The organism is Bifidobacterium sp. C0047B3, assembly GCF_056590535.1.
Genome location: NZ_JBWPWH010000001.1, coordinates 370,874 through 397,307, shown reverse-complemented (window position 1 = coordinate 397,307; position 26,434 = coordinate 370,874). Strand labels below are relative to the sequence as shown.

23 protein-coding genes are annotated in these 26,434 nt (G+C 42.2%); 8 read left to right on the top strand and 15 right to left on the bottom strand.

Annotated features, from left to right (window positions below; translation table 11 throughout):
* Positions 1-36 precede the first annotated feature (36 nt).
* The 6 genes from AC1EKT_RS01420 to AC1EKT_RS01395 all read right to left on the bottom strand — a co-directional run bounded on the left by AC1EKT_RS01420 (position 37) and on the right by AC1EKT_RS01395 (position 7,228).
* A complete protein-coding gene (locus tag AC1EKT_RS01420; protein ID WP_421789839.1) occupies positions 37-693 on the bottom strand; it encodes a CDP-alcohol phosphatidyltransferase family protein in 657 nt (218 codons plus the stop codon).
* A gap of 347 nt (positions 694-1,040) precedes the next feature.
* On the bottom strand, positions 1,041-3,071 hold the full coding sequence (thrS, locus tag AC1EKT_RS01415; RefSeq protein ID WP_481615935.1) for a threonine--tRNA ligase: 2,031 nt from the start codon (positions 3,069-3,071) through the stop codon (positions 1,041-1,043).
* A gap of 182 nt (positions 3,072-3,253) precedes the next feature.
* Entirely contained in the window at positions 3,254-4,147 is an 894-nt protein-coding gene (locus AC1EKT_RS01410; protein WP_481615934.1) for a metal ABC transporter permease, read from the bottom strand.
* A complete protein-coding gene (locus AC1EKT_RS01405) occupies positions 4,148-5,104 on the bottom strand; it encodes a metal ABC transporter permease (RefSeq protein ID WP_481615933.1) in 957 nt (318 codons plus the stop codon).
* The gene (locus AC1EKT_RS01400) at positions 5,104-5,901 is read right to left on the bottom strand and encodes a metal ABC transporter ATP-binding protein (protein WP_481615932.1); all 798 of its coding nucleotides are present in this window, start codon (positions 5,899-5,901) and stop codon (positions 5,104-5,106) included. The genes AC1EKT_RS01405 and AC1EKT_RS01400 overlap by 1 nt, the downstream gene beginning before the upstream one ends.
* A 145-nt stretch (positions 5,902-6,046) precedes the next feature.
* On the bottom strand, positions 6,047-7,228 hold the full coding sequence (locus AC1EKT_RS01395) for a metal ABC transporter substrate-binding protein (RefSeq protein WP_481615931.1): 1,182 nt from the start codon (positions 7,226-7,228) through the stop codon (positions 6,047-6,049).
* A gap of 472 nt (positions 7,229-7,700) precedes the next feature.
* On the opposite strand from AC1EKT_RS01395, the gene AC1EKT_RS01390 reads away from it, so the two are divergent.
* The 6 genes from AC1EKT_RS01390 (at position 7,701) to AC1EKT_RS01365 (ending at position 12,188) form a co-directional block, all read left to right on the top strand.
* Positions 7,701-8,837: an ADP-dependent NAD(P)H-hydrate dehydratase gene (locus AC1EKT_RS01390; protein WP_481615930.1), complete on the top strand. Its 1,137-nt coding sequence runs from the start codon at positions 7,701-7,703 to the stop codon at positions 8,835-8,837.
* A 150-nt stretch (positions 8,838-8,987) separates the two neighbouring features.
* Positions 8,988-9,638 (top strand): HAD family hydrolase, encoded by a 651-nt coding sequence (locus tag AC1EKT_RS01385; RefSeq protein WP_415682935.1) that lies wholly within the window; start codon positions 8,988-8,990, stop codon positions 9,636-9,638.
* Between the two features lie 177 nt (positions 9,639-9,815).
* Positions 9,816-10,748, top strand: coding sequence for a LysR family transcriptional regulator (locus tag AC1EKT_RS01380; protein WP_481615929.1), 933 nt, complete (start codon positions 9,816-9,818; stop codon positions 10,746-10,748).
* 150 nt (positions 10,749-10,898) lie between these two features.
* Entirely contained in the window at positions 10,899-11,348 is a 450-nt protein-coding gene (locus tag AC1EKT_RS01375) for a Panacea domain-containing protein (RefSeq protein WP_415682933.1), read from the top strand.
* 238 nt (positions 11,349-11,586) lie between these two features.
* Positions 11,587-11,907 (top strand): type II toxin-antitoxin system RelB/DinJ family antitoxin, encoded by a 321-nt coding sequence (locus tag AC1EKT_RS01370; protein ID WP_415682932.1) that lies wholly within the window; start codon positions 11,587-11,589, stop codon positions 11,905-11,907.
* Positions 11,908-11,909: 2 nt separating this feature from the next.
* Entirely contained in the window at positions 11,910-12,188 is a 279-nt protein-coding gene (locus AC1EKT_RS01365; protein WP_415682931.1) for a type II toxin-antitoxin system YafQ family toxin, read from the top strand.
* Between the two features lie 99 nt (positions 12,189-12,287).
* On the opposite strand, the gene AC1EKT_RS01360 is transcribed toward AC1EKT_RS01365, so the two are convergent.
* From AC1EKT_RS01360 to lepA, 3 genes are read right to left on the bottom strand one after another with little or no spacing between them, the layout of a single operon-like run.
* Entirely contained in the window at positions 12,288-12,743 is a 456-nt protein-coding gene (locus tag AC1EKT_RS01360) for a tripartite tricarboxylate transporter TctB family protein (protein WP_415682930.1), read from the bottom strand.
* Between the two features lie 57 nt (positions 12,744-12,800).
* A complete protein-coding gene (gene hemW / locus AC1EKT_RS01355; RefSeq protein ID WP_481615928.1) occupies positions 12,801-14,123 on the bottom strand; it encodes a radical SAM family heme chaperone HemW in 1,323 nt (440 codons plus the stop codon).
* Positions 14,120-16,000, bottom strand: coding sequence for a translation elongation factor 4 (lepA, locus tag AC1EKT_RS01350; protein ID WP_481615927.1), 1,881 nt, complete (start codon positions 15,998-16,000; stop codon positions 14,120-14,122). The genes hemW and lepA overlap by 4 nt, the downstream gene beginning before the upstream one ends.
* A 204-nt stretch (positions 16,001-16,204) precedes the next feature.
* Here lepA and rpsT point away from each other — a divergent pair, with 204 nt between their 5' ends.
* Complete coding sequence (gene rpsT / locus AC1EKT_RS01345; protein WP_004106518.1) at positions 16,205-16,465, top strand: 30S ribosomal protein S20; 261 nt, start codon at positions 16,205-16,207, stop codon at positions 16,463-16,465.
* 92 nt (positions 16,466-16,557) lie between these two features.
* Here rpsT and AC1EKT_RS01340 read toward each other — a convergent pair whose 3' ends face one another.
* From AC1EKT_RS01340 to AC1EKT_RS01330, 3 genes are all read right to left on the bottom strand, one after another.
* Positions 16,558-17,268: a trimeric intracellular cation channel family protein gene (locus tag AC1EKT_RS01340; RefSeq protein ID WP_415682990.1), complete on the bottom strand. Its 711-nt coding sequence runs from the start codon at positions 17,266-17,268 to the stop codon at positions 16,558-16,560.
* A 138-nt stretch (positions 17,269-17,406) separates the two neighbouring features.
* Positions 17,407-18,576: a branched-chain amino acid aminotransferase gene (locus tag AC1EKT_RS01335; RefSeq protein ID WP_004106516.1), complete on the bottom strand. Its 1,170-nt coding sequence runs from the start codon at positions 18,574-18,576 to the stop codon at positions 17,407-17,409.
* Positions 18,577-18,853: 277 nt separating this feature from the next.
* A complete protein-coding gene (locus AC1EKT_RS01330; RefSeq protein WP_481615926.1) occupies positions 18,854-19,471 on the bottom strand; it encodes a 50S ribosomal protein L25/general stress protein Ctc in 618 nt (205 codons plus the stop codon).
* A 337-nt stretch (positions 19,472-19,808) separates the two neighbouring features.
* Here AC1EKT_RS01330 and AC1EKT_RS01325 point away from each other — a divergent pair, with 337 nt between their 5' ends.
* Positions 19,809-21,857, top strand: a complete 2,049-nt coding sequence (locus AC1EKT_RS01325; RefSeq protein ID WP_415682926.1) for an AMP-dependent synthetase/ligase — start codon at positions 19,809-19,811, stop codon at positions 21,855-21,857.
* A 408-nt stretch (positions 21,858-22,265) separates the two neighbouring features.
* Here the strand turns inward: AC1EKT_RS01325 and AC1EKT_RS01320 are convergent, their stop codons facing one another.
* The 3 genes from AC1EKT_RS01320 to AC1EKT_RS01310 all read right to left on the bottom strand — a co-directional run bounded on the left by AC1EKT_RS01320 (position 22,266) and on the right by AC1EKT_RS01310 (position 26,420).
* The gene (locus AC1EKT_RS01320) at positions 22,266-23,552 is read right to left on the bottom strand and encodes an AMP-dependent synthetase (protein WP_415689827.1); all 1,287 of its coding nucleotides are present in this window, start codon (positions 23,550-23,552) and stop codon (positions 22,266-22,268) included.
* 266 nt (positions 23,553-23,818) lie between these two features.
* Positions 23,819-24,898 carry a GTPase Era gene (gene era, locus AC1EKT_RS01315; RefSeq protein WP_415682924.1) on the bottom strand — a complete coding sequence of 360 codons (1,080 nt, stop codon included), beginning with the start codon at positions 24,896-24,898 and terminating at the stop codon, positions 23,819-23,821.
* Positions 24,899-24,920: 22 nt separating this feature from the next.
* A complete protein-coding gene (locus AC1EKT_RS01310; RefSeq protein ID WP_415682923.1) occupies positions 24,921-26,420 on the bottom strand; it encodes a hemolysin family protein in 1,500 nt (499 codons plus the stop codon).
* Positions 26,421-26,434: the final 14 nt, after the last annotated feature.

Below are 26,434 nucleotides of genomic sequence, written 5' to 3'. Positions count from 1 at the left end.
AAACGAAACGATTTTATTGCGCTTTCGCGACAAATTTTATTTATCTTTTATATCAAGCCCATGCTTTACTTCAAAAATACGCTGGAAAACTGTAATAATACCGCCAATAGCAAGCAAAATCATAGCAAAACTCAACCAAAAAAGTTGATTTGTAAGACCAACAAGCCCCATAGCAACAAGAATCACAGCAACTCTATCTGCACGAGTTATTAAACCTTTTTTAGGATCTACATTTATTGACTGACCGCGAGCGCGAGTGTATGAAGTTACGAAAGCTGCCATAAGAGCAACTAAACAGCTTAATAATCCTACATACTTTATTGCACTGCCATTCAAAGTTGAAATCCAAGTGCACATATCTTTTTCGTGAGAGTTATACAAACAAATGCATACCGAGGAAAACAATGACCAGTCTGCAATGCGATCGAGAGTTGAGTCAAGAAATGCACCAAATTTTGTGCCGCCTGTAGTTATTGCAGCAACAGAACCATCTAAACTGTCTGCAAGCACAAAAATAGTTAAAAATATAGTGCCAACAACAAACTGTTTAGTAAAAGCAGTAACAAAAGCAATAATAACTACAGCTATTGTGCCAACAATTGTTACACAATTAGCACTTACGCCTAATCGGACTAGCAATTTTGCAATTGGAGAAATAATGCGCTTAAACCCAATGCGTAATGATTCCAACATTGAATGCAACCTTCCTAGCGTAATCGCAAGTAAAACTTGTGCTCAATCAACATTCTTATAGTAACCGCGCGACTGTAAGAAGATACAAGCACCGTTAAAAACTCAGCTGGCAAACTGAAAAAATAACGGTAATCAGCAAAACACCGTTAAAAACTCAGCTGACAAACTGAAAAAATAACGATAATAAGCAAAACACCGTTAAAAACTCAGCTGGCAAACTGAAAAAATAACGGTGTAGCGATTTAGATATAAAAAAGCCCACACAACGTTAAGAAGTGCGGGCTTTTGCTAGTTAAGATTCAGCTTACACAAAAACTTACGTTAACGTTTAAGTTAGCTAACCTAAATCACTTAGTGTAGCGCTCGAAATCTTCGGCAGTATTGACCTGAACGCGCTGCTTGATAATGGACAAAATCCACTCTTTAGCTTGCTGGGCTGGAACACCATTCAATTGGCTACCATCGCGGAAGCGGAAGCTCACAGCATTGTTGTTCACATCCTCTTCGCCAGCAATCAAAGTGAAAGGCACCTTAGACTTAGAAGCGTTACGAATCTTCTTGCCGAAGCGATCGTCAGAGCTGTCCATTTCGCAACGAACCATGTTCTCTTCCAAATCGCTAATGAACTTTTGCAAGTGTGGAGCGAACTCGTCTGCAACAGGAACGCCAGTTACTTGAACTGGAGCCAACCATGCTGGGAATGCGCCTGCATAATGCTCAAGCAAAATAGCGAAGAAACGCTCAATAGAGCCGAAGAGTGCGCGGTGAATCATCACAGGACGCTGGTGGCTACCGTCAGCCGCAATATACTCCAGCTTAAAGCGCTCAGGCAAGTTGAAGTCGAGCTGAATAGTAGAAACCTGCCAAGTGCGGCCGATTGCATCGCGAGCTTGCACGGAAATCTTCGGGCCGTAGAATGCAGCTCCACCTGGATCGTCCACGAGTTCCAAACCAGAATCTTTAGCAACCTCTGCCAAAGTATTAGTTGCTTCTTCCCAAATCTCGTCGGAACCGACGAACTTATGCTCATCCTTAGTGGAAAGCTCCAAGTAGAAGTCGTTCAAACCGAAGTCTTTAAGAAGACCAAGCACAAAGTTAAGCAAGCTCTTCAACTCATCGCGCATTTGCTCGCGAGTGCAATAAATGTGCGAATCATCCTGAGTCAATCCACGAACACGAGTTAAACCATGCACAACACCAGACTTTTCGTAGCGATACACAGTACCAAACTCAAACAAGCGCAAAGGAAGTTCGCGATAAGAACGCTGGCGAGACTTGAAGATCAAGTTATGCATTGGGCAATTCATTGGCTTCAAGTAGTAGTCAGCACCTTGGCGAGTTACGTTACCGTTTTCGTCGCGCTCTTCGTCAAGCTTCATTGGAGGATACATGCCATCCTTGTACCACTGCAAGTGACCGGAAGTCTCATACAAGCCGCCCTTAGTAATGTGCGGAGTTTGTACGAAGCTGTAGTGATGCTTGCGATGCTGTTCGCGGGAATAATCTTCCATTGCGTTAATAATCGCAGCACCCTTTGGATGGAACACTGCTAAGCCTGGACCAATCTCATCTGGGAATGAGAACAAATCCATCTCTTGACCGAGCTTGCGGTGATCGCGCTTAGCGGCCTCTTCCATGCGAGTTGTGTAAGCTTTAAGCTCTTCCTTGCTAGGCCAAGCAGTGCCGTAAATGCGCTGAAGCATAGGATTATGCTCCGAACCACGCCAGTAAGCTGCAGCTACACGCTCAAGCTTAAAAGCCTTAATATAGCGAGTGTTTGGCAAATGAGGTCCACGGCACAAATCGCTCCAAACTTTATTGCCTTCGCGATCCAAATTGTCGTACATGCTAAGCTCATGCTTGCTAATTTCGCCAGCAGCAGCCGGATCAAGAGCAGCTTCCTTATCCCCAATCAACTCCAACTTATAAGGTTGATTTGCTTCTTCAGCGCGCGCTTCATCTTCAGTTACAACGCGACGACGGAAGCTTTGAGACTCTTTAATAATGCGCTGCATATGCTTTTCGATTTGCTTCAAATCGTCTGGCGTAAATGGAGTATCAACATCGAAATCGTAGTAGAAGCCGTCTTTAATTACAGGACCTACGCCCAACTTTGCGTCTGGTCGAATTTCTTGAACAGCTTGAGCCATCACGTGAGTAGCGGAATGACGCATGATTGCGATGCCATCTTCACTATCAAGTGCTACTGATTCCACGGTATCGCCATCATGAAGAGGCGTGTACAAATCACGCAACTCGCCATTTAAACGCACGGCAATAATATTCTTATCTTCCGCGAAAAGTTCAACGCCAGTGAAGCTTGCATCCACCTCCTTGCGTTCCTCGTTTACGGTGATGGAGATGGTATTTTCAGCCATAATTGTCCTTTTCTATCGGGGTCTTGCGTTACTAATGTGCAGACCTGGACTTGTGTGGCGTCGATAAACTTACGCGATTAAACAATCAACAAAACGCGCAAAAACGACGTCAATCGCGCGCATTTTTCACGCGCAATTCGTTGACATTTTAGGACAACAGAGCGACTTTTAAAACTCTTTTGCTAGATAGCGTTTTCGGCTACTTTTTCTCGCCTTGCATGCAATCTCGATGAAAAATCATTAATTTTTATAAAAATACTTTCACCAATCTTGACTATTAAGAAGAAAGCTCCAGCGCAAATAGCAATAGTACCGCCGGCAGAAAGCTTCAGTATTACAGCTAAAGCTAGTCCAATTAAAGCAATCGAAACAGCAGTAATTACACATGCAAGCACAAATTTATTTATAGAAGCAATTCTTCCCTTTAATGCTGCAGCAGGAGCAGCAATAAGAGATACTGAAACAACTGTACCAACTGCTGGAATAATGACGGAAACAGTAATAATAATCAAAGCAAGAACCATGCCTTGTATAAAACCTGATCTTCCACCTGCAGCACGGTAATTAATCGGATCAAACGAGCAATGCACAAGATTAGCAGAATTAAAAATCCATAATCCCAAAACAAGCAAGAAAGCAACAGAGGCTGAAATCACGTCTGCAGGAGTGCAATTAAGCAATGATCCAGTTAAAAATCCCTCAATACGCAATGGCAATGGAGCAAACCACTTATTTAAAAAGTATCCACTAGCAAAGCCGACAGTTAAAGTAATACCAGCTGCAGCTTGCGAAGAAATGCCCTTAAGATGCGAAAGTGCATACATTACTAAGGAAAGTACAACGCACGCAACAGCAGCACCGACAAAAAGCCCAAGAGACAAAATATTTTGATCTATTGTATAAGCAGAAGTTACAACTACACCTAATACTGCTCCAGGAAAAGCAGCATGAGTAATAGATTCAGTAAAGAATATTCGCTGGTTAAGAAGCGCAAGAGAGCCAACGAAACCGCATAGAGCACCTACAACAATTGCTTCAACTATAGGTAGAGCGATAATTTGCCAAATACTTACCATCTATTCCCTACCTTTATAAGATTTTGCTAAAACTTTCATATCGCTACCGCTTGTATGAGTTTTATGCGCAAAAACTATAGATGAAATAACTTGGAACAGCCAGCGCACAATAAGCACAACTACGAACATTGCACACATGCTTAATGCAATTGCAGCTTGAGGAGAAATAGGATGATCAAGCTCCAAATTCATAACGTACATACCAAGAACAACTCCAGCAATACCAACAAAAATACCAACTGTAACCATGCGCCCAACTGTTCTAGATACTAAACGAGCACTAGCTCCTGGAATAATAAGGTATCCAATCACAAGAAGAACACCAACAGCTGAAGATGCAGAAACAACAACCGCAGCAATACCAACGTTAAGAACAATATCTACAAAAAGAGTATGAACTCCCATTAATGGAGCACTTGCTCGATCGAAAGCAACAATAATCTGCTGTTTCCAAGTTGTCAAAAGCACAATAATTGCAAACAAACAAATCCACATTGCTTGAGTCATTCGCTCATCAGTGACATCAAGCAGCCTACCAAACATCAATGCCTCAAGCTGACCTGACATATCACCTTTTTTTAGTGAAATTACTACACCAAGAGCAAAGAAAGTAGTTAAAACAGTTGCGATAATCGATTCATTTATGCGAGCTGAACGAGAAGCCCACACTAATGCAGCAACTAAAAATACTGAACAAATTGCAGCACCAGGAATAATTTGATCTATGCCACCGTATAAAGCACCTACAACAATTCCAGGAAATATGCCATGCACAATAGCTTCCGCATTAAATTCAGCACATCTCAAGTTCACAAATACGCCAACGATTCCGCTAGCTATAGATAGAACTATAAGTAAGCAGAACGGGCGAAAAATATAAGGAGCAGAAGCAATAAAATCAAAACCAGGAATTGGTTCCAGAACTTCTCTTAATGATTCAACTAATTGGGCAAGCATTAATCTTGCCTTTCGCTAATTTTTAAGCCATCGCTGAAAACTTCTTTCGAGCCTTCTGAAGAGCTTCCTTTAGAATCATCTTCAGACATTTGCGAAAGCGTAAGACCTACAGAATCTGTTGGCATGCTTCCACCATATGCGCGAGTAATATTTTCTTTAGTCATTACTTCTTTAAGCGCACCAAAAGCAATCTGCTTACCAGCTAAAAGTAGCGCTTTTTCACAAATAGCATCTGCAATAACTAAATCGTGCGTAGATACAACAAAAGCAATACCTTCTTGCTTTGCTGATTTCATAATATTAAGAAGTTCTCGGCGATTCGGTTCATCAAGACCATTAAAAGGTTCGTCGAGCAAAATAAGCGTTGGTTTTGCAACAATAGCGCGCGCAAGAAGAATGCGCTGTCGCTGACCACCAGAAAGGTCACCAAATCGCACATCTGCGCGATTTAATAAACCAACATGATTAAGAGCATCCTCAACAGATTTTTTCTGATCTTTTTTAAGCAATCCAAGAAAACCTGTCTGCCTACTTAAGCCCATTGCAACAACTTGACGCGCAGTAATCGGGAACGTTAAATCCAAATCAACCTGCTGTGGCACATATCCAATAGACAAAGCCTTAGGCATTTTCAGTTCACCGCGACTTACGCGCACGATACCAATAATAGCCTGCAAAAACGTTGTTTTTCCAGAACCATTTGGACCTATTAAAGCCAAAGCTTCCCCGGCTTGTACACTGCCATTAATACCAGTCACTACAGTTTTATAACCGTATGCCAGGTCGCAATTTTTCATTGCAAGGACGCTCTTATTCACTATATTTCCAGTCTTTTCAGTTTATTAATAAGTATTCGTAACAGTAACTTCTTTACTTCGCTATTAAAGTTTCGCTATTAAAGTTACTGTTACGATACTGTTATTTTTTACTGTTATTTATATGTTACTTCTTCAATGCAGTCTTAACTGAATCTGGAAGTTCAGGAACATTACCATTCCAAGCTTTCACCAATGTTTCAACATTGTGAACGATGGAACCGATGTAAGTTTCGCCGGCAGATCCGACTGGTCCAAGCGAATCTCCATAAAGCGCATCGTCGCCAATAACAGCCTTCACTCCTGCTGCAGAAGCAACAGCTTTAATAGACTTGGAATTGTTAGAATTCTCAGCGAAAATCGCAACAGCTCCGGACTTCTTGACATCTTCTGCAGCTTTCTGAATATGATCTGCAGTAGCATCCTGCTGGCTGTTGAAATCAGAAAGTGCTGCACCAATGAACTTCACATTGTAGTCACGAGAGAAGTAACCGAATGCATCGTGAGAAGTGAAGAGAACACGATGCTTTTGTGGCACACTATTCAAAGCTTTAGTTGCCCAAGCATCCAAATCAGTCAAAGACTGAACGAACTTCTCAACATGCTCATCGAAAATAGACTTGCTCTTAGGAAGAGCTTTTCCGAGGAAATAACCGATATTCTTAACCTGAATCATCGTGTTCTTCGTACTGGTCCAAATATGTGGATCGTACTGGAATTCAGGCTCCTTCTCGCCTTCTTCTGGAGGGAATGGCCACTTTTCAGCATGCACCTTAGCGATACCACGATCAACCTTGTATGGAAGATCCTTTTCCTTAGAAGTCTCAGCCTTTGGATCCTTGATTTCGTCAGCAGTGAGAATACCGGAAGTTACACCCATAGTGCCCTTAAAACCGGTAGCTTTCACAGCTTGATCCAAGAAGTGCTCGAGATCTACACCAGAAACGAGCATCAAATCAGCCTTAGAAAGAGCTTTAGATTGAGCTGGAGTCATTTCATGCTCATGAGCAGAAGCGTTTGGCGCAAGCAAGCAGGTCAAATTAATTGTTGACTTTGCTTTGTCTTGAGGAGCTCCGATTACAGACTTCTTGCCCTGAGAATCCGTCTTATTGAGGCTCAATCCAGATTTTGCGTCAGCAGTTGAAGCGATTTGAGTTACGTAATCGCAAATTTGAGTTGTAGTTGCCACTACATTTACTTGATTGCCATTCGCTTTATTTTCGGCATTTTTTGCAGAGCCGCAAGCACCCATAGAAGTTGCTAATAATGCAACCGCAGCTGCAGTTGCGAAAATTCGTGAAGTTTTCACACTCGTTCCTTTCGGGAATCTTTAACTGTTATTGCATGGGTTGATTGTGAGAGGTACTCATGAAAGCTATTCATGAAAAAAATAATCATTCGCAATAACGCTTATAGCATAAGAAAAATATGTATGCCGGTCAATAAAAAATGTGAAAAAATATAATTATTTTTGCAAAAATGCGTTTCGCGAATTTTCCATCTGTTATAATGCAAAATTTCAAAAAAGACAGTGCTACTTTCTGCTTTATCTTGCAATAAAAAACGTTAATATGCCAACGAAAAAATAAATGTGATTATAACGTTTGAACAAATTTATCTAGCAGGCATTTTTGTTTATTTTTTACGCAAAACTGGCAGCGACACGCCATAGCACTTGCGACACGCAGAATAACAAAAAAATTACAAATATTTTCAAAACGTTTACAAATTGAAACAATACATAAGTTTAGGCAGCAATACACTTGTTTAGCTAACTCTGCATGTGCTTAACAGCAATTACACTTAATAATATGTTTGGCAATACAGATGGCATGAATTACGTTGCAAAACCCGACAGTTCGCACACTGACGATAAAAACTCTGCAAATAATGAAATATCAGTAGATATTCATCTTGCTTCCATAGCATTGCGCACGCCTCATGCAAGCGATAATAAATATTCAAGAGGCGTTCTAGGCATAATTACCGGATCAAACGACTATCCAGGAGCAGCAGTATTAAGCACAAGTGCTGCAATACATGCAAATATTGGAATGGTTCGTTATGCCGGTCCTCTTCGCGCACAAAACTTAGTATTGCAAGCATCACCTGAGGTAGTAGCATACGAACAATTAAACGGAAAAATCGACGCAATAACAGTTGGATGCGGCATACCAGACGAAAGTCATTGTAACGACGAAACGGCTTTATCTCAAAGAAAATACATTGCTAGCATACTTGCAAAATACTCCAACGAAAACGACAACAAAAACAAAAACGAAAACGACAACGCTGAAACGCAATTAAATAACAATCTTCCGCCAATATGCGTAGATGCTGGAGCATTAGACTTACTACCAAAACAAGTTTGCGAAAAAGTAGTTCTCACACCTCATGCAGGAGAATTAAGCTCGCTTTTTACTAGATACGATTTAGAAGTAAGCGCACAACAAATATCCGCTAACCCAACTCACTACGCTCAAAAAGCAGCAAATCTTACTGGAGCAACTGTGTTAGTTAAAGGCGCAACAACAGCAGTTGCATCACCATCATCGATGCACTCTCCTATTTATATTGCACAATACGCTCCATTTTGGCTAGCAACTGCAGGATCAGGAGATGTGCTAGCAGGAATTTTAGGAGCATTGCTGGCTCAGCACGAAAAAGATAACGAAAACGACAATAATAACGACAACGCGAATAACAAAAATTACGCACTTATTGCAGCGAGCGCAGCTGTGATTCACGGAGTTTGCGCAGTGTTTGCATCACGCAGTAGCGGTGGAAACAATTACACTCAACTAGTGCAAGACATAGTGAAATCAAAGCGTGCTTTAACTTTGGAACACCCAATTGTTGCAAGCGACATTATAAATGCATTACCGCATGTTCTTGGGATTCTTATTAATATAAAGTAGCGCGCAAAATAATATCAGCAATGCGCAAAATTAAACGCACGAAATTAACGGGCAAGATTAACAAGCAAAATTAACAAGCAAGATTAACGCACAAAACAAAATACGCGAATATAAAATAACGTATGAAACAAATAGGAGCAGTAGAAACAAATGACTAACGCACAAAATATTGAGATTCATGACGTCATGTTTGACTATTGCAAAGTTCTACTCGAATGGAATTGCCGAAACTGTTTGCAAAAGCAATTCCCGAATTTAGTTGATACTATTTGCCCTAATGGAAGCTTTGGAAAGAACGATTTAGCCGGCTTCTATGAATTTGAGGACCGCATGGATGGCGGCGAGCTTTTGAAAGATCTTATGCCTGAATACGAGCGTCGCTTTGGAAGCGAACTTGCCTGCGCTTTCCGTTGGTATTGCGCTCATTATGACCAAGTTTTGACGCGCATGATGCCTGGAATGGTTGATTTATTGCATGATTTACGTAAAGCTGGATACGGAGTGTGGGGCTTAACGAATTGGTCTAAAGAAACTTTCCCGTTGGCGCTTAAAAAATTCCCAGAACTTTCTACTCTTTTGCAAGGAACTATTATTTCCGGTGTTGAGCATTTGCATAAGCCAGAACCGGAAATTTTTGAACTTGCTATAAGTAGATTTGGATTGAATCCGCAAACAACTGTTTTCTTCGACGATAAGCCAGCAAATATTGATGGAGCTCATAGAGTTGGCATGCATGGATTTGTTTTTACAACCGCAGAGCAAGCGCGCAAGGATTTAGCTTCAGTGGGAGTAAATCTTTAATACTTGCTTAAATATTTAGGTTATATTACTAAGGTCATGCGAAACTAAGGTTATAGCAACTATAGTTATAGCAACTAAGAATTAGGTTATGCCTATACCTTTTGCTAGATTCGTTAGCGGCTCATTTATGTGATTTTTGATAATTATTTTAACTTTTAGCTCACGAAAGAAGCTCATATGACTTTGCTACAACTGAAATATATTGTAAAAATCGTTGACTGCGGTTCAATGAACGAAGCAGCACGAGCATTATATATTTCACAACCAGCATTGAGTTCTTCTGTAAAAGAGCTTGAAAGAGAACTTAATATTGAGATTTTCACTAGATCCACTCAAGGAATTGCATTAACAGCTGATGGAGCGGAGTTTTTGACGTACGCTCGACAAGTAATTGAGCAGGCGGATCTTCTTGAAGAACGCTACAAAAGTACTAAGCCTCGCCCACAATTATGCAGCGTTGCAACACAGCACTATATGTTTGCTGTTGAAGCATTCGTCGATATGATTCGCAGTATTCATTCTGACGAATACGAGTTTTCAATTCGCGAGACGCGCACAAAAAATATTATTAAGCAAGTAAGCGATATGCGCGCAGACCTTGGAATTCTTTATCTTTCTGACTACAACAGGGATGTAATCGGCAAGCTGCTTCGTGAAAAACATTTGGAGTTCCACCCGCTTTTCCGTGCAAGATTGCATGTTTTTCTTTCTAGAAATAATCCGCTTGCAGTGCGAAAAAGCTTGAGCTTGGAAGATTTGAAACCGTATCCGTTTATTCAATACGAACAGGGAGAAGAAGGAAGTTTCTTCTTCGCAGAAGAGGCTGTTTGGCCTACTCGCCCACCGAAAAAAATCAACGTTTCTGACCGCGCTACCATTTTAAACTTTATTATTGGATTGAATGGTTACACCGTTTGCACTGGAATAGATAACGGCGATTTAAACAATGAAAAAATCGTCACTATTCCGCTTGAGTGTGATGACACTATGCTTGTTGGCTGGATTACAAACGAACGCACGAAGCTTTCAAAAGCTTCACTCGCTTATCTTGCGCAACTTAAATCTGTGCTTGTAAGACATGGCTACGCGCTTATAGATTCACAAAATTAACGCAAGCCAAAAACTACACAAGCTAAAACTACACAAGCTAAAAAACGACGCATAATAAAAGTTGTCCACATTTCTTTAATCGAATTGACGCTCACTTTTTCCATTCATAAAATCGCTATTAATTTGTTGCGAAGAAAAAGGAGGTGCGCGATGGGCATTATTAACGTAGCGGCAAAAATATTGGAAATTATGGGGCCAATGACAACTATGAAGCTGCAAAAGCTTGTGTATTATTCTCAAGCGCACAGCTTAGCTACAACTGGATTGTCGCTATTCCCGGAAGATTTTGAAGCTTGGACGAACGGTCCAGTTTCATTGGAATTATTTAACAGACATCGAGGAAGATTCACAATTCGCAAAGAAGAACTACTGATTTCTCTTCCAGAAAGATGCGCAACTTTAGACTATAAGCAGGTGAAAATCATAGAGGAAGTGTGCGCGAAACTGGGAAATCTTACAGGAAATCAGCTCAGCGAAAGAACGCATAAAGAAGATCCGTGGATTCGCGCGAGAATAGGTGTGCCAGAAGATAAGGGCAGCGAAGAGATTATTTCGAAGCAGTCAATTCACGACTACTATGTAAATCATCCTATTGTGTAAGCGCGCACATAGGCGGGAAGCGTAGCTTGTAGCAAAAACAGCAGGCAGCAAACGTAATACAATCGTGATACTTTGTAAAACGTTTATAGTGCATTGTAAAACAAAATAATACATTGTAGAATGTAATAAAAGTTGATAGATGAATATCAAAAACTAGAAAAACAGACAAAATTAACACGTCAAAAACTAACGACTTATAGAAGCAAAGCACTATAAACATAAAATCAAGGAGCATATTATGGCAATCAGCGCAACAGCAACGAAATCAAACAATACAGCGAAAACCGCAAGCATCAACGTGCGCGTCACCAAGGATGTTAAAGCACAAGCAGAGGAATTATTCGCCAGCTTCGGCATAACTCTTAGCGATGCAATCAACATGTTCTTGCACAAGTCGCTTATGGTAGAAGGACTCCCATTCGACTTAAAGCAGCCAAAATACAATAAAGAAACAATCGCCGCGTTTAAGGAAGCCGAAGATATTCTATCTGGAAAAATTCCAGCAAAACGCTATAACTCAGTATCCGAGATGATGGACGACGTTTTTAAGGAAGATTAATTATGCTTACTTTAACGTACACTTCACAGTTTAAAAGAGACATGAAGCGAATCAGAAAGCGCGGATACGATACACATCTTGTTGATATATTACTTGAAAAGTTACGCAACGAAGAGATTCTTGACGAATCGTACCAAGATCATCCACTTAAAGGCAAATACAGAGGATTCCGCGAATGCCATGTAAGACCAGACTGGCTGCTTATTTACATAATTAAGGAAAACGAGCTTGTTTTAACTGCTTCTCGCACGGGGACACACTCCGACGTATTCAACGAGTAGATTCTAAGAAATAAAGGCGAGCACATTGTGTTACAAGTGCCCACCTTAATTCATTAAAAACAGTTTTATTTATTTATTTATAAACACACCTAAATCAACCTAAATCGCGGTGCCGTGCTCGTCAAGGCGCGGATTCTGTTTAGAATTACTAAAGCTAAAGAACAAGCCAAATACGCCCAGCGCAAACAGAACTGCAACAGTTACAACAAGCACAATAGGCTGATTAGGAAGCCACATTATTACCAAGAAAGCAAATGCGGAAACCAAAATCACAGCCCACGAGCAAACGCCAATAACCTTACGAACTGCGTTCCAAGTGTCGTCTACTGATTCAGTTCGGCGAATATTTCGAGCAATTCTTTCTTCTTCAGCTGTAACGTTAGAAGTTGGCTTCCAAGGACCAGTTCCCTTCTCTTGAAGTCTTCTAGAACGTTCTTGTAAATTGTATTCGTCAATCATGCCTCCGCGAGCGCGACCTTTTGTTTCGTCATATTGAGAAGGAATCCCCTTGCGACTCTGCCTTTCCTTCGCACGACGCTCTTTGCGGTTTGCCATGATTGTTCCTTTCTACATTGAATTTTCGTATATCAAGCATTTATGACACAATACGCACTATTTTAGCACGGTAAGACCTTCTTCACACGCGTCAACAATTCTTTCTATTAATAAATCGTTGAGCAACCTACCTTTGCGCGTTGCGATAATGCGATTTTCGTGCAACACTGCCAAATCTTCCTTACACACTTCGCGTAACACTTTTTGCAAATGCGAATCATCGAACACCTTATTAGTTTCGCGCATTTTTTCGCACAATTGTGAAATATCAAGCCCTTCTTTAATGCGAAGCCCAAGCATTACTTCTTCAATAAGCGCATCTTCTGCATTGATACATTCGTAGTTTTGCCACGGCACGTTTCCTGCGTTGATAGCATGAGCCCAATGTTTTGGATGCAAAATATCCCATGATCGAAGATTATAAAACTCGTTTGGATTAGCTAAAGAAGCGTTATCATCCATGCTTTGTTTACTAATGTGATTTGCAGCATTGTAGTGCGAGTGCGCTCCAGGACCGATTCCAGCCCAATCAATGTTTCGCCAGTATCCAAGATTATGACGAGACTCAAAACCCGGACGCGCCCAATTAGAAATCTCATACCACTCTAATCCAGCAGAACTAAAAAGCTCGTCTGCCAACTCGTATTTTGCAGCTTCATCATCGTCGTTTGGCGCTTGAATAGTGCCAGCAGCGATTTGACGGCCCATTTTTGTGCGCGGCTCTACCGTCAGCGCATATGCAGAAATATGGTTAACACCTAGGCTTAAAGCCATTTCTAGTGACTTTCGCCAATCGTCTAGACTCTCTCCCGGAGCTCCATAAATCAAGTCAACACTTGAACGCAAACCATATGCGTTTGCTGCTTTTACACCGCGAGTTACGTTTTCTGGAGTATGCGTGCGGTCAAGAGTTTTAAGAACGTGCGGCACTGCTGATTGCATTCCGAAAGATATTCTCGTAAATCCGCCTTCTGCAAGCGTTTCAATATACTTTTCGTCTGCAGTATCCGGATTTGCTTCAGTAGTTATTTCCGCGTCTTTATTAAACCCCCACAAGTTACGTATTTCTTGCAAAATTCGCACTAAATCTTGCGCTTTAAGAACTGTTGGAGTGCCTCCACCGAAGAAAACAGATTGCGCTTTAGGCTCGAAAATTCCGTGATATTCCTGCCATTTTTTTACAAGACGCATCTCTTGAATCGCAACATCCGCATAACCTTCGCGGCTAGCACCTTCACCCAAATCGCGAGCTGTATACGTGTTAAAATCGCAATAACCGCAGCGACGCAAACAAAACGGCACGTGCACGTACACTTCAAAAGGCATACTTTTAGTTTGCATAGCTGATTTATTTAATTCAGCATCCAACTCTAAACTCATCCTTCAGACTTTTGCGCTGCGCGAATCTTATCTTTAGTGTCTCTGTCGTTTGCGCTCTCGTCTGTAGCCAAAGCCGCAACGAATGCTTCCTGCGGAACTTCAACGTGTCCGAGCATCTTCATGCGCTTCTTACCAGCCTTCTGCTTTTCGAGAAGCTTGCGTTTACGCGTAATATCGCCGCCGTAGCATTTAGCGAGCACGTCTTTTCGAAGAGCGCTAATAGTTTCGCGAGCAATAATTCTAGAGCCGATTGCCGCCTGAATTGGAATCTCAAACTGCTGACGAGGAATAAGTCCACGAAGCTTCTTAGTCATCATAACGCCGTAAGAATAAGCCTTATCTCGGTGCACGATTGCGCTAAAAGCGTCAACCTTATCTCCCTGAATAAGAATATCAACTTTCACAAGATCCGCAGACTGCTCGCCATCTTCGTGGTAGTCAAGAGAAGCATAGCCTTTTGTGCGGCTTTTAAGCTGATCAAAGAAGTCAAAAACGATTTCTGCAAGAGGAATCCTGTAATGCATTTCCACGCGGTCTGCACTAATGTATTCCATTGTGCCCATTTCTCCGCGATGTTCCTGGCACAAATCCATTACAGCACCAATAAATTCTTTCGGCGTAATAATATCTGCAGCAACCATTGGCTCAATAATGCGCTTAATCTTGCCTTCTGGAAACTCGCTAGGATTCGTTACATGATGCTCACTGCCGTCTTCACTAGTTACATCGTAAGTTACGTTAGGAGCAGTGGAAATAAGATCCAAGCCAAACTCGCGGCTTAAACGCTCGGAAACAATCTCCATGTGCAAAAGACCTAAGAATCCGCAACGGAAACCAAAGCCCAACGCAACCGAAGTTTCTGGCTCGTAAATAAGAGCCGCGTCGTTAAGTTTTAGCTTGTCGAGAGCATCTCGAAGATCTGGAAATTGCGCGTTGTCAATTGGGAAAAGACCTGCGTAAACCATAGGTTTAGGGTCACGGTAGCCATCCAAAGGCTCAGATGCAGGATTTACGGCGCTAGTAATGGTGTCGCCAACTTTAGATTGACTCACGTCTTTTGCGCCTGTAATTACGTAGCCAACTTCGCCTGCTCCAAGCGCCTTTGTTGGAGTCATATCTGGGCTAATAACGCCGATTTCAATAGGATCGTGCGTCATGCCAATGCCCATCATATGCAATTTTTCGCGCGACTTAAGCTCGCCATCAACCATACGAATATAGGTGACAATTCCGCGATACGAATCGTAGACTGAGTCAAAAATAAGAGCGCGAGCAGGGGCATCAGGATTTCCGCTTGGGGCTGGAACTTCCAGCACAATTTGATCAAGTAAGTCTTTAACACCTTCGCCGGTTTTACCAGAAACACGCAATACGTCCTCCGGCTTGCAGCCAATTAATCCAGCTATTTCTTCAGCATGCTTATCTGGTTCAGCACTTGGCAAATCGATTTTGTTAAGAACAGGAATAATTGTTAAATCGTGGTCGATTGCCATATAAAGATTAGAAAGAGTTTGCGCTTCAATGCCTTGAGTTGCGTCAACAAGCAACACTGCACCTTCGCATGCTGCCAGCGCGCGCGAAACTTCGTAAGTAAAATCGACGTGACCAGGAGTATCGATCATTCCAAGCGAATACTCTTTGCCTTCAAAAGTCCAAGGAACGCGAACAGCCTGCGATTTAATAGTAATACCGCGCTCTTGCTCAATATCCATGCGATCCAAGAAACGGTCTCGCATTTCACGCTCTGGCACAATTCCTGAAAGTTGCAAAATACGATCTGCTACAGTGGACTTGCCATGATCTATATGCGCAATAATGCAGAAATTGCGTATCAACGATTGATCCGTAAATCCTGGCTGGTTATGCGGTGTAATCAAAGCAAGCATCTCCTTATTAAATACGCGGATAATATTAAATTGCGTAAGCTACGCAAGTAATTAATCTTACCAACTCTACTACCCTAGTTTACGAAAAGAAACATCAGAAAAACTCGCACCACAGTAAGTAATAACGTTATCCAAGAAGCATGCTATGCTTACTCTTTGTATGTCCTTATATAGCAAACGTCGTTTGGAGTAACAGTGGCAAACATTAAGTCGCAGAAAAAGCGTGTTCTCACCAACGAGAAAGCACACAAGCGTAACGTAGCAGTAAAGTCTGCTTTGAAGACCGCTATTCGTGCTACTCGTGAAGCCATCACCGCTGGTGATAAGGCTGCAGCGCAGGCCGCTTTCGCAGTAGCCGCTAAGAAGCTTGACAAGGCTGCAGGTCGTGGCGTGATTCATAAGAATCAGGCTGCAAACCGCAAGTCTGGTCTTGCTGTAGCGATTAACGCTCTGTGAAGTTTGTGCAGGTAACTGCATAACACAGCATGTAAGGAAAAATCCCCAGTGCCAATCGGTGCTGGGGATTATTTTTATCATCGCATGCAATATTAACGACGACGATTATTAATACGACGAATACGAGGACGTCTAACCTTAATAGGTTCTGTGCGATTCATTGCTCCAAATAAAGTTAAATCTAGTTTCACAGACAACAAGCGCATTGCAACAACAAGAGCAACAATAAGAATATCAAGCAATATTTCAACAGTTAAACCAAAGTAACCTGCATGCTTTGCTTTTACAACAAAAACAGTTAATACGCATCCAAAAGCAGCAGGTAAAGCATACCAATGCTTATCTCGCACAATAACAGGCACTTGGTTCAAAATCATGTCGCGAATCAAACCGCCTCCCAAAGCAGTTGCCATTCCTAAAAATACTGAAGTCGTGCCCGACATATGAAAATCTAAGCCTTTTGCCGTGCCGTTCACAGCGAATAATCCCAAAGCTAGCGCATCAATCGTAAGCATAAACCAACGCCACTTATCAATCTCCGGGTGCGCAACTGCAACAATTACACCGGAAAGCAATCCAGTAATCACAAAACCATGATCAGCAATACCAACAGGCGGCAATGCTCCAAGTAAAACATCGCGCACAATTCCGCCGCCCAACGCAGTGATCCAAGAAGTGGCAATAATGGCAAAAACATCGTACTTTTTACGAATAGCCCACATGCCACCAACCATTCCACAACATCCCATAGCAACATACTCAACTATAAGAAAGAAGATGTTGTCCCCTAACGCGCCTTCCAAAGCATTTCCCTTCAAACAAATTCACCGAAACATTGCGCGCAACAAGCAGACGCGCCGCACTCTATACGATATCTAAATATAGAGTACGACGCGCCATAAGCAATATTAGATTAGATAATATTAACTAACTTATATAAATTAGTCGCAAACTTTCCACATCCAGTTATGCTTGTCTTCGACATCACCGAGCTGAATGCCGAGTAACTCGTCGCGCAAAGCTTGAGTCAACTCACCGACGCCACCATCGGCAACTTTAAGGTCGAATTCATCGGACTTAAAGCGACCAATTGGTGTAATGATTGCAGCAGTACCGCAAGCAAAGACTTCAGTAACCTCGCCAGAACGAATGTCGTCAAGCAATCCTTGAAGAGGAATCATGGTTTCAACAACCTTATGACCTGCTTCCTCAGCAAGCTGAATCAAAGAACGACGTGTAACGCCAGGAAGAATGCTGCCGGTGAGAGATGGAGTTTCCAAATGACCATCCTTGTGGAGTGCGAACATGTTCATGCCGCCAAGCTCTTCCAAATATGTCTTGGTTGCAGCATCAACGAAGCACACCTGCTCACAACCGTGCTCAATGCCCTTGTATTCACCAAGCAAGGAAGCAGCATAATTTCCGCCGCACTTAGCAAAACCAGTACCGCCAGGACCAGTGCGGAACCACTGATCTTCAACCCAAATGCTAACAGGCTTCAAACCACCCTTGAAGTATGGACCAGATGGAGAAGCAATAACACAGTATTCAACTTCATGAGCTTCACGCACACCAAGGAATGGCTCAGAAGCAAACATGAATGGACGCATGTAAAGCGTATACTCTCGACGGCTTGGAACCCATTGCTTATCTCGCTTTACCAAAGCTGCAACCGATCCAATAAAGTCGTCAATAGAAAGTTCTGGCAAATACAAACGCTTAGCAGAATTTTGGAAACGAGCAGCATTAATATCTGGGCGGAAAAGCCAAATAGAGCCATCAGCGCGCTTGTAAGCCTTCAAACCTTCAAAGCATTCCTGAGCATAGTGCAACACAGATGCACCTGGATCCATTTTCAATGGACCGTAAGGCTCTACACGACGATCAGACCATCCTTCGCCTTTAGTCCAAGACATATGAACCATATTGTCGGAGAAAATCTGACCGAAAGCAGGCTTATCAATAAGTTCGTTGCGCTTTGCGTCCGAAACTGGATTATCATTCGGCAGAACTTCAAAGTTGCCAGCCAATTTGTTCAACAGAGCTGTATCGCTATGATCATAAGACTCATAAGCGTCAGAAAACTCTGGAGCTACTTCTAAATCAGCCATTATGTCTCTTTTCTATGTGGATTATTTCTACTTGCCTTTTACCGCAATTAACGTATAGAATAATACGATTCTTGTTTTTCGCAAAACTTACACGCCAAAATTTTTCAAAAAATATTTCAAAAAATACGCTTTAAACTAAAATTTATTTAGAAAATTCAATGATTTTATACGAAAAAGCCGCATAAGAACTGACTTATGCGGCTTAAAATTTTAAACTATTTTATAAGTTATAAATTATAAGTTAATTAGTAATTAAATACGTTAACTTATTTTAAACTTACTTTTCTTCTGCAGCAGGAGCAGCAGCTGGAGCGGCGGCATCTGCAGCAGGAGCAGCAGCTTCGGCTGTAGCAGCATCTTCAGGAACAGTGACGCTCACAACGGATTCTTCGCCATCCATATCGAGCTCAACACCCTCAGGAAGCTTGACATCCTTAGCAAACACCTTGGTGCCGTCGGTCAAACCATCAACGTTAACAACCAAACGCTCTGGCAAGTTAGCAACGTCTGCACGAACCTTGAGCTCCTGAACGTCAACGAATGCAACAGCAGCACCCTTTGGAGTACCTTCAACGAAGACTGGAACTTCAACGTCAATCTTTTCGCCAGCCTTAACTTCGTAGAAGTCAATGTGCTCTACAATGCGCTTAACAGGGTTACGCTGAACATCCTTAACAACTGCAATGCGAGATTCCTCGCCAAACTTAATAGTGAACAAAGCATTAGCGTGACGCAAAGCCAAAGTGGTTTCGCGCATTGGAAGAGTAACATGCACTGGTTCAGCACCGCCAGCATAAAGGCTTGCTGGAATCAGCTTAGCTACGCGCAAACGACGAGCAACACCCTTACCAAACTCAGTGCGCAATTCACCTTCAAGAGCAATTTTTGTAGCCATATCGGTCTCCTTATGGTCTGGATAGTTTAGTTTGTTAATCCAGCTTCAGGCGCACCGACGCGCCGAAAACCATAAGAGGCTATCAGCCCAGTCGATAACGGAACTCTGCCAACAAGCTAATCGCAAGCTAGTGGCATATTCCCTCGCCAAAGCAACTTTGCTATTCTAACGACAGGCTACGACTTATGGCAAATACAAAATTATTACTAATCAAATCGAATATAACTGCTACTTGAGCATACGAACGATTATTATAGTTAATAGTATGCAAGCGCATAGCATGATACTATGATGTGCGCTTAATCCGCAAGCCGTTTGGCATAATGAAGGAGCAAATGTGTCCGTTTTTAATGCACTCCAACAGCAAGCGTTTAATCTTGCCCGTAAAGCATTGCGTATTGGCAGTAACTTCGCGCACCCAGTCAGCGATGACCGTGCAGGCGAACCAGACTACCTTAATACGGATCAAGAAAACACAAATACTTTACTTTCACAAAAGCAACGCCTTCCACACGTAGAAGAGTGGGGCGCGCAAATGCCAACAACGACGTTTATCGATCCGGAAACAGGCTTGCTGACCACAAAAACCGAAAGCGCAGCACCTCTTGACGAAGGCACAAGCATTTATGACTTATACGCAGATCGCGCAGCACGTATGGGCGACGATCCTCTTTACACTTATAAAGAAAACGATAAGTGGGTCACAAAAACAGCTAATCAGTTCCTTCAAGAAGTACGCGATGCTGCAAAAGGTTTGATGCACTACGGATTGCGCAAAGGCGATGCTGTTGCTTTTATGTGCAAAACATCATACGAGTGGGATGTAACAGACGCAGCAGTTATGGCTTGCGGCGGTGTTCTTGCAACTATTTATGACACGGATTCAGCTGAGCAAATTCGCAATATTGTGAATAATTCCGACTCGCGTTTCCTTATTGTTGAAACAACTGACATGCGAGATAAAGCTGATGGAGCTATTGAAGAATGCCCAAGCTTGGAACGCATTATTTGCATTGAAACAGGCGGCTTGGCAGAACTTCAAGCTTTCGGATACGCTGTTAGCGATGAGGAACTAGACGCTCGCATTGATTCTGTAAAGAAAACAGACTTGTGCTCTATTGTTTATACTTCTGGTTCCACAGCTGCACCTAAAGGTGTGGAAATGACTCACGAACACTATTGCACTACAGCGTTGAATTTGCCTGTTTACTTGCCAAATTTGCTTAGCGAAAAAGACGGATCTGTGCTTCTGTTCCTTCCTCAAGCGCACTCTTTTGCAAGAGCAATTAACTATATTGTCGTTGCAAGTACGTTACGCATTTATATTGCTCAAGGTATTCCTACTTTGATTTCCGATTTGCAAGTTGCAAAACCTACAGTTATGATTGTTGTCCCTCGAGTTCTTGAGAAGGTTTATAACGCAGCTTCGCAGAAGGCTGGTCACGGTGCTAAAGGCTTGGCCTTCCAGGGTGCTGTTGTGACGGCTCAGCAGTATATGAAGGAAGTTCAGGAATTTGGTGACGCTAAGGCTCTTACTAAGGCTCGCCGCACTGCTTACGATCCACTTGTTTATCGTCCACTTCGTCAAGCTCTTGGCGGTCGCGCACGCTGGATTGTTGCAGGTGGTGCTCCTCTAGATCCTGAATTGCTTTCATTCTTCCGCGGCGCAGGAGTTCCTGTGTACGAAGGTTATGGTCTTACAGAAACTACTGCACCATGTGCGTTTACTCCTATTGGAGTTCCATTCCGAGAAGGTTCTGTTGGCATTGCATTCCCAGCTTTTACTTTGCGAATCGCATCCGACGGCGAAGTGCAAATTAAAGGCACTTGCGTATTCCACAAGTATCACAAAAACGATGAAGCAACAGAAACTTCATTTACTAAAGACGGATGGTATGCGACAGGCGATTTGGGACGAATTGACGACGATGGCATGCTTTATATTACCGGCCGTAAGAAGGATTTGATTATTACTGCTGGCGGTAAGAACGTTGCTCCTGGACCTATTGAAGAGATGATTAAGAGATGCGAACTTGTGTCTCAAGCTCTCGTTCTTGGAGATAAGCGTCCATTTATTTCTGCACTTGTTACTTTAGACGAAGAAACTTTGCGAAATTGGCTTAAACTCAAAGGTCTTGACGCCACTATGAGCATGGAAGAGGCTGCTAATAATGCTGTTGTTCGTGCTGAAGTGCAAAAGTTTATAGATCTTGCCAACGAAGGCGTGTCACGCGCAGAATCTGTGCGAAAGTTCATTATTTTGCCAGAAGAGTTTACGCAAGAAAACGGCTTAATGACTGCGTCTATGAAGATTATTCGTCCACGAGTTATTAAGCGTTACACTACTTTACTTAATACGCAAATGTATACGACGCGCAAAAAGTAGTTTGTTTAAGTTAAGTTAGCTGAACTTAACTTAACTAAGTGCATATCGCAAAGCCGCGGCTTGACTTGTAATTAACTAGTCTACCGCGGTTTTTCGTATCTACCCCATACTCCCGCGTTTCATATCTATCCTCCCACACTCCCGCGTTTTGCCTCGACCACATGCTTATGCGTTATGTTTGTCTCACCTCCGAGACAAATCTAACGAAAATCAGCCAAAAAACGTTACAAATGTCTCATCAATGATGCAAATCTAACGAAATTAGGTCAAAAAACGTTACAAACGCCTCACCTCCAAGACATATATAACAAATCTGATGCAAAACAGAAAATGTAGTTAACACGTTACAACGCGCGATACAAATCCAACGACACAAAGTCAGCGCACAGCCACTATCACTCGCATAAATCACAGCATCTTAATAATCCTAGGAATTCCTGCATCAATCAACTTACTCTCAATCCTTTTAGGATTAACAATATCCGGGATGGTAAAACGCACAATCCTGCTTACTCCACACTCCTTCATAAGCAACGCTTCACGCTCAGCCTGCCTGTCAATATTGCGATTAATAACACTAGGATTGTACGATTTACGCAACATTCGATTATCGAAAGACGAATTAAAATCGACGTTAGTATGCATAAAATTATCCGAATCAACGTAATACTTTGAATGCCCATCAAGCTCGCCAACAATCAACTCAGAATTGGGAAGCCGCCACAAAAAATCACACCTATACTTGCCACCTGAGTGCGGTAATATAAACTCGCGTTGCAATTCTGGCACCATAAATCCGAGCGAAATCATCGTTCCTCGCGCGAACGATTCCCCGCCATTTTCGCTTAATCCACTTGCAAAATAGCAGAGACGTCTAAGTGAAAGAAACTTATCTACTCTAGTTTCACAGCATCTTCCAAAAAATGTGCTTTCAAATAAATCAGAGGTTGTTGTTGCAGCAACACTTTTATAATTATTAACATCCAAAGTCGAATATCGACTTTCACAAATAGAAATGACTTTAGCAAAATCAACATTATCGCGAGCCGCAGAATCAAAAATCGACAATGCTAATCTAAAATTAACGCTATTTGCAACATCGAAAAGCATTGTGCTCTTATCTACAATATGACTTCGAACTTCGTAATTTATATTGTCACTTAAATGCGGAAGGGCAACTAAGCGACCGCCACTTCCCTCTCTTCCCCGCACAATTCGAACATCATCACTAGTGCCATCCATCTCTCTGCCTGTTGCATTAATTCTACGTAGCAACGGATTATCATTTACAGACTTTCTGGTCATAGTGCGAACGTAAATTGGAGTTGATTGAGACTGCAACATTTTGGAGCAATCACGATTTTTACCAGTTTTATAATCAGTTTTATAATCATATGCTATGTGATCATAATCATTCACAACATCGTAGCCGATTAGCGCAGCAGCAGTAACACCTGTAAATTTCCAGTCTGGATGAATATCCATCAAAGAAAACGCTATATGGCGAATTTGCTCAGCTGTATACAAATTTTGCCAATACTCTGTTCTTGCATAAAGACCTGAAAATACTCTCACAAGCAATCCTGACCTAGTGTACCTATAAGCACACTGCCTTTGCGAATTGCTGATTGGATGAAAACAACGATGCTCAAACTCAGCTTTTTTGAGCATGCTTTTAACATTAGACTTTTTCATAAGCCTGAGATTATGAGATAAGCAATGAATGCACAATAGATTTCGATCAATGTGGATAAAGGCTATTTGAGACAGAATGAGACTAGACTGAGCTGACTTACGACGAGCGTTATGTTTGTCTCACCTCCGAGACAAATCTAACGAAAATCAGCCAAAAAACGTTACAAATGTCTCATCGCCGAGACATATGTAACGGATTTGACCCAAAAAACGTTACAAATGTATCATGAGTGAGACATATATAACGAAATTAACCCAAAAATAGCCTAGAATCCCAAACGCTCAAGCTTCTTAGGGTCGCTCTGCCATCCTTTTGCAACCTTCACATGCAATTCAAGCACAGCTTTTGTGCCAGTAATGCGATTTACTGCCGTGCGCAAACGCTTCTTTACGCGCACTAAATGCTCCGCACGATGGCCAATAATAATCGGCTTTTGCGAATCGCGCTCAACATAAACAGACACAAGCACATGCGCTTTATTGTCGTCGTATTGAGTATCATCACCACCACCCGGATACACAATATCGTCAACTACAACAGCTAAAGAGTGAGGCAACTCGTCGTCCAATTCTTCCAAAAATGCGCCGCGAATAAGCTCCGAAATCATACTTTCTGGGCTTTCCTCGCTAAGCTGATCCGCAGGATACATTTGCGGACCTTCCGGCAAGTTTTGAATCAAAACATTCTTAACTTCGTCAACATTGTCGCGTTCCAGCGCACTAACTGGCACAATATCCGTAAAATCGGCAAACTGCTGAATTTGAAGCAAATGCGCAACTAACTCGCTGCGGCTAAGCGTATCGATTTTCGTAACAATACCGATAAGCGGAACCTTCCAAGTCCAATTGCCCTTCTCATCTTTTTTAGCAAAATCAGAGCGAAGACGGCTTAAAATTCGCCTGTCTCCTGGCCCTATCTCCTGGTCTGCTGGAAGCAAGAATGCAATCGCGTCAACATCCGCAAGCGACTCGTCAACAATATCGTTCAAACGCTGACCAAGAAGCGTACGCGGACGGTGAATACCAGGAGTATCAACCAACACCATTTGCGCATTGTCGGTTGTAACAATTCCGCGAATAGCCTTACGCGTAGTTTCCGGACGAGAAGACGCAATAGCAATTTGCGTTCCAATAAGAGCGTTCATAAGCGTTGACTTACCAACGTTTGGCCTACCAACTACAGCTACGAAACCGGAACGATAACCGTGAAAATCAGGAGTCGGAATCGTGGCGCGAGTTGATGAGTCAAGATTTGCAAACATCTCGTCGTCGAAATCATCAGTGCCATCGAAGTCATCAGTATCGTCGAAGTCATCAGCGTCGTCAAAGTTGTTAATATTATTCACGTTATTCTTACCGTCCAGTTCTTTATTTCATCATATTCGTTTGTTTCATAGTACTAGCTTGCTTCAAAGCGTTAGTTTGTTTGCTTTCAGCAGATTTTTCGGAAGAGCTAATATCGTTTTGATTATCCTTAGACTCTTCCAAAACTTGCGCATCTCGCTCTACTAAAATAGTAGATACTTTCTTTCGCCTACCAGCTGAATCTACAGCAGTTAATTTTAGTCCTCTCGTAACAGCGCTAGAACCAACAATCGGCACATTACCAATCAACTTCGTAAGCAAACCAAACACAGTATCCACATCGTCTTCGTCAATATGAACTTCAAAAATATCTTCCAAATCTGCAATTGACGTTCGAGCAGGCATTTTCCACACACCGTCACGTATTTCTTCTGGATCTGCATGCTGAGTGCGATCGTGCTCATCTTCTAACTCGCCAACAATTTGCTCAATAGCATCTTCAATAGTAACCAAGCCAGCAATACCGCCGTATTCGTCAACTACTACTGCCACATGCTGGCGAATTCGTTGCATTTCATGGAATAAATCGTCAACAGGCTTCGACTCCGGAACAAGCATGGGGTCTCGGCTAATTGTTTCAACTGCTCTAGAAGATGCTGCAGGATTAAACACAGTAGCGCGTACAGCATCCTTTAAATAAGCAACGCCTACTAAATCATCTACAGAATCTCCAATAACGGGAACTCGAGAAAATCCTGAGCGAGAGCATAATTTAAGGAAATTTTCCAGCGTTTCGTCACTTTTTACGCAAATCATATCGGTTCTAGGCACCATTATTTCGCGAGTCAAAGTATCTGAAAGCGTGAGCACATTGCGCATCATTTCCGAAACTTCCGGATCGAAATCATTCGCTTCAACAAGTCGGTCAATACTAGCCTTTGCTTGATCCAGCTGAATATCTTCCAAAGCTTCATCATCTGAAAGATCAACATGCTTTTTCCTAGAAGTGACGTCAACATCGCTAGCAATATGCACTAAAGGATTAATCGCAATAGCAATAGACACAATGCGAGAAAGTCGCATCAACTTTGCTACAGGTTGAGCCGCACCAACTGAACGTGGACGAACAAGAATAGAAATCACAGCTACAACTACTGAAACAACAACACCAATAATAAGAGTTACCCATAAAGGCGAGCCGAAAAATGCAGCTAAAGAAGCAAACAAAACTCCATCTAAAACGTTGCATAGAACACGCACAAAAGCACATGCTCCAGAAGTTGTATAACGGTCAGCAATCAGTTTTTTTACGCGGTGGATTCTAGCAATTCGACGCATACGCACTATGGCACTAGTTTCATCATCATGCGTTTGCGCTTCAATCATAAGATTATTTAAGCTTGCACGAGTAACTCTAGGCACTGCACCTTCTGCAGCAGCCATTGCAAGCGAAAGCCATACAAGCAGCATTGCCAGCATAAGCAATGCAGCTAAACCAATCCAGATATGCAACGGCAATTGCGGAACTGATATGCTAGAAAATATTTGCTTAATATATTCCATAATTATGCTCTTAA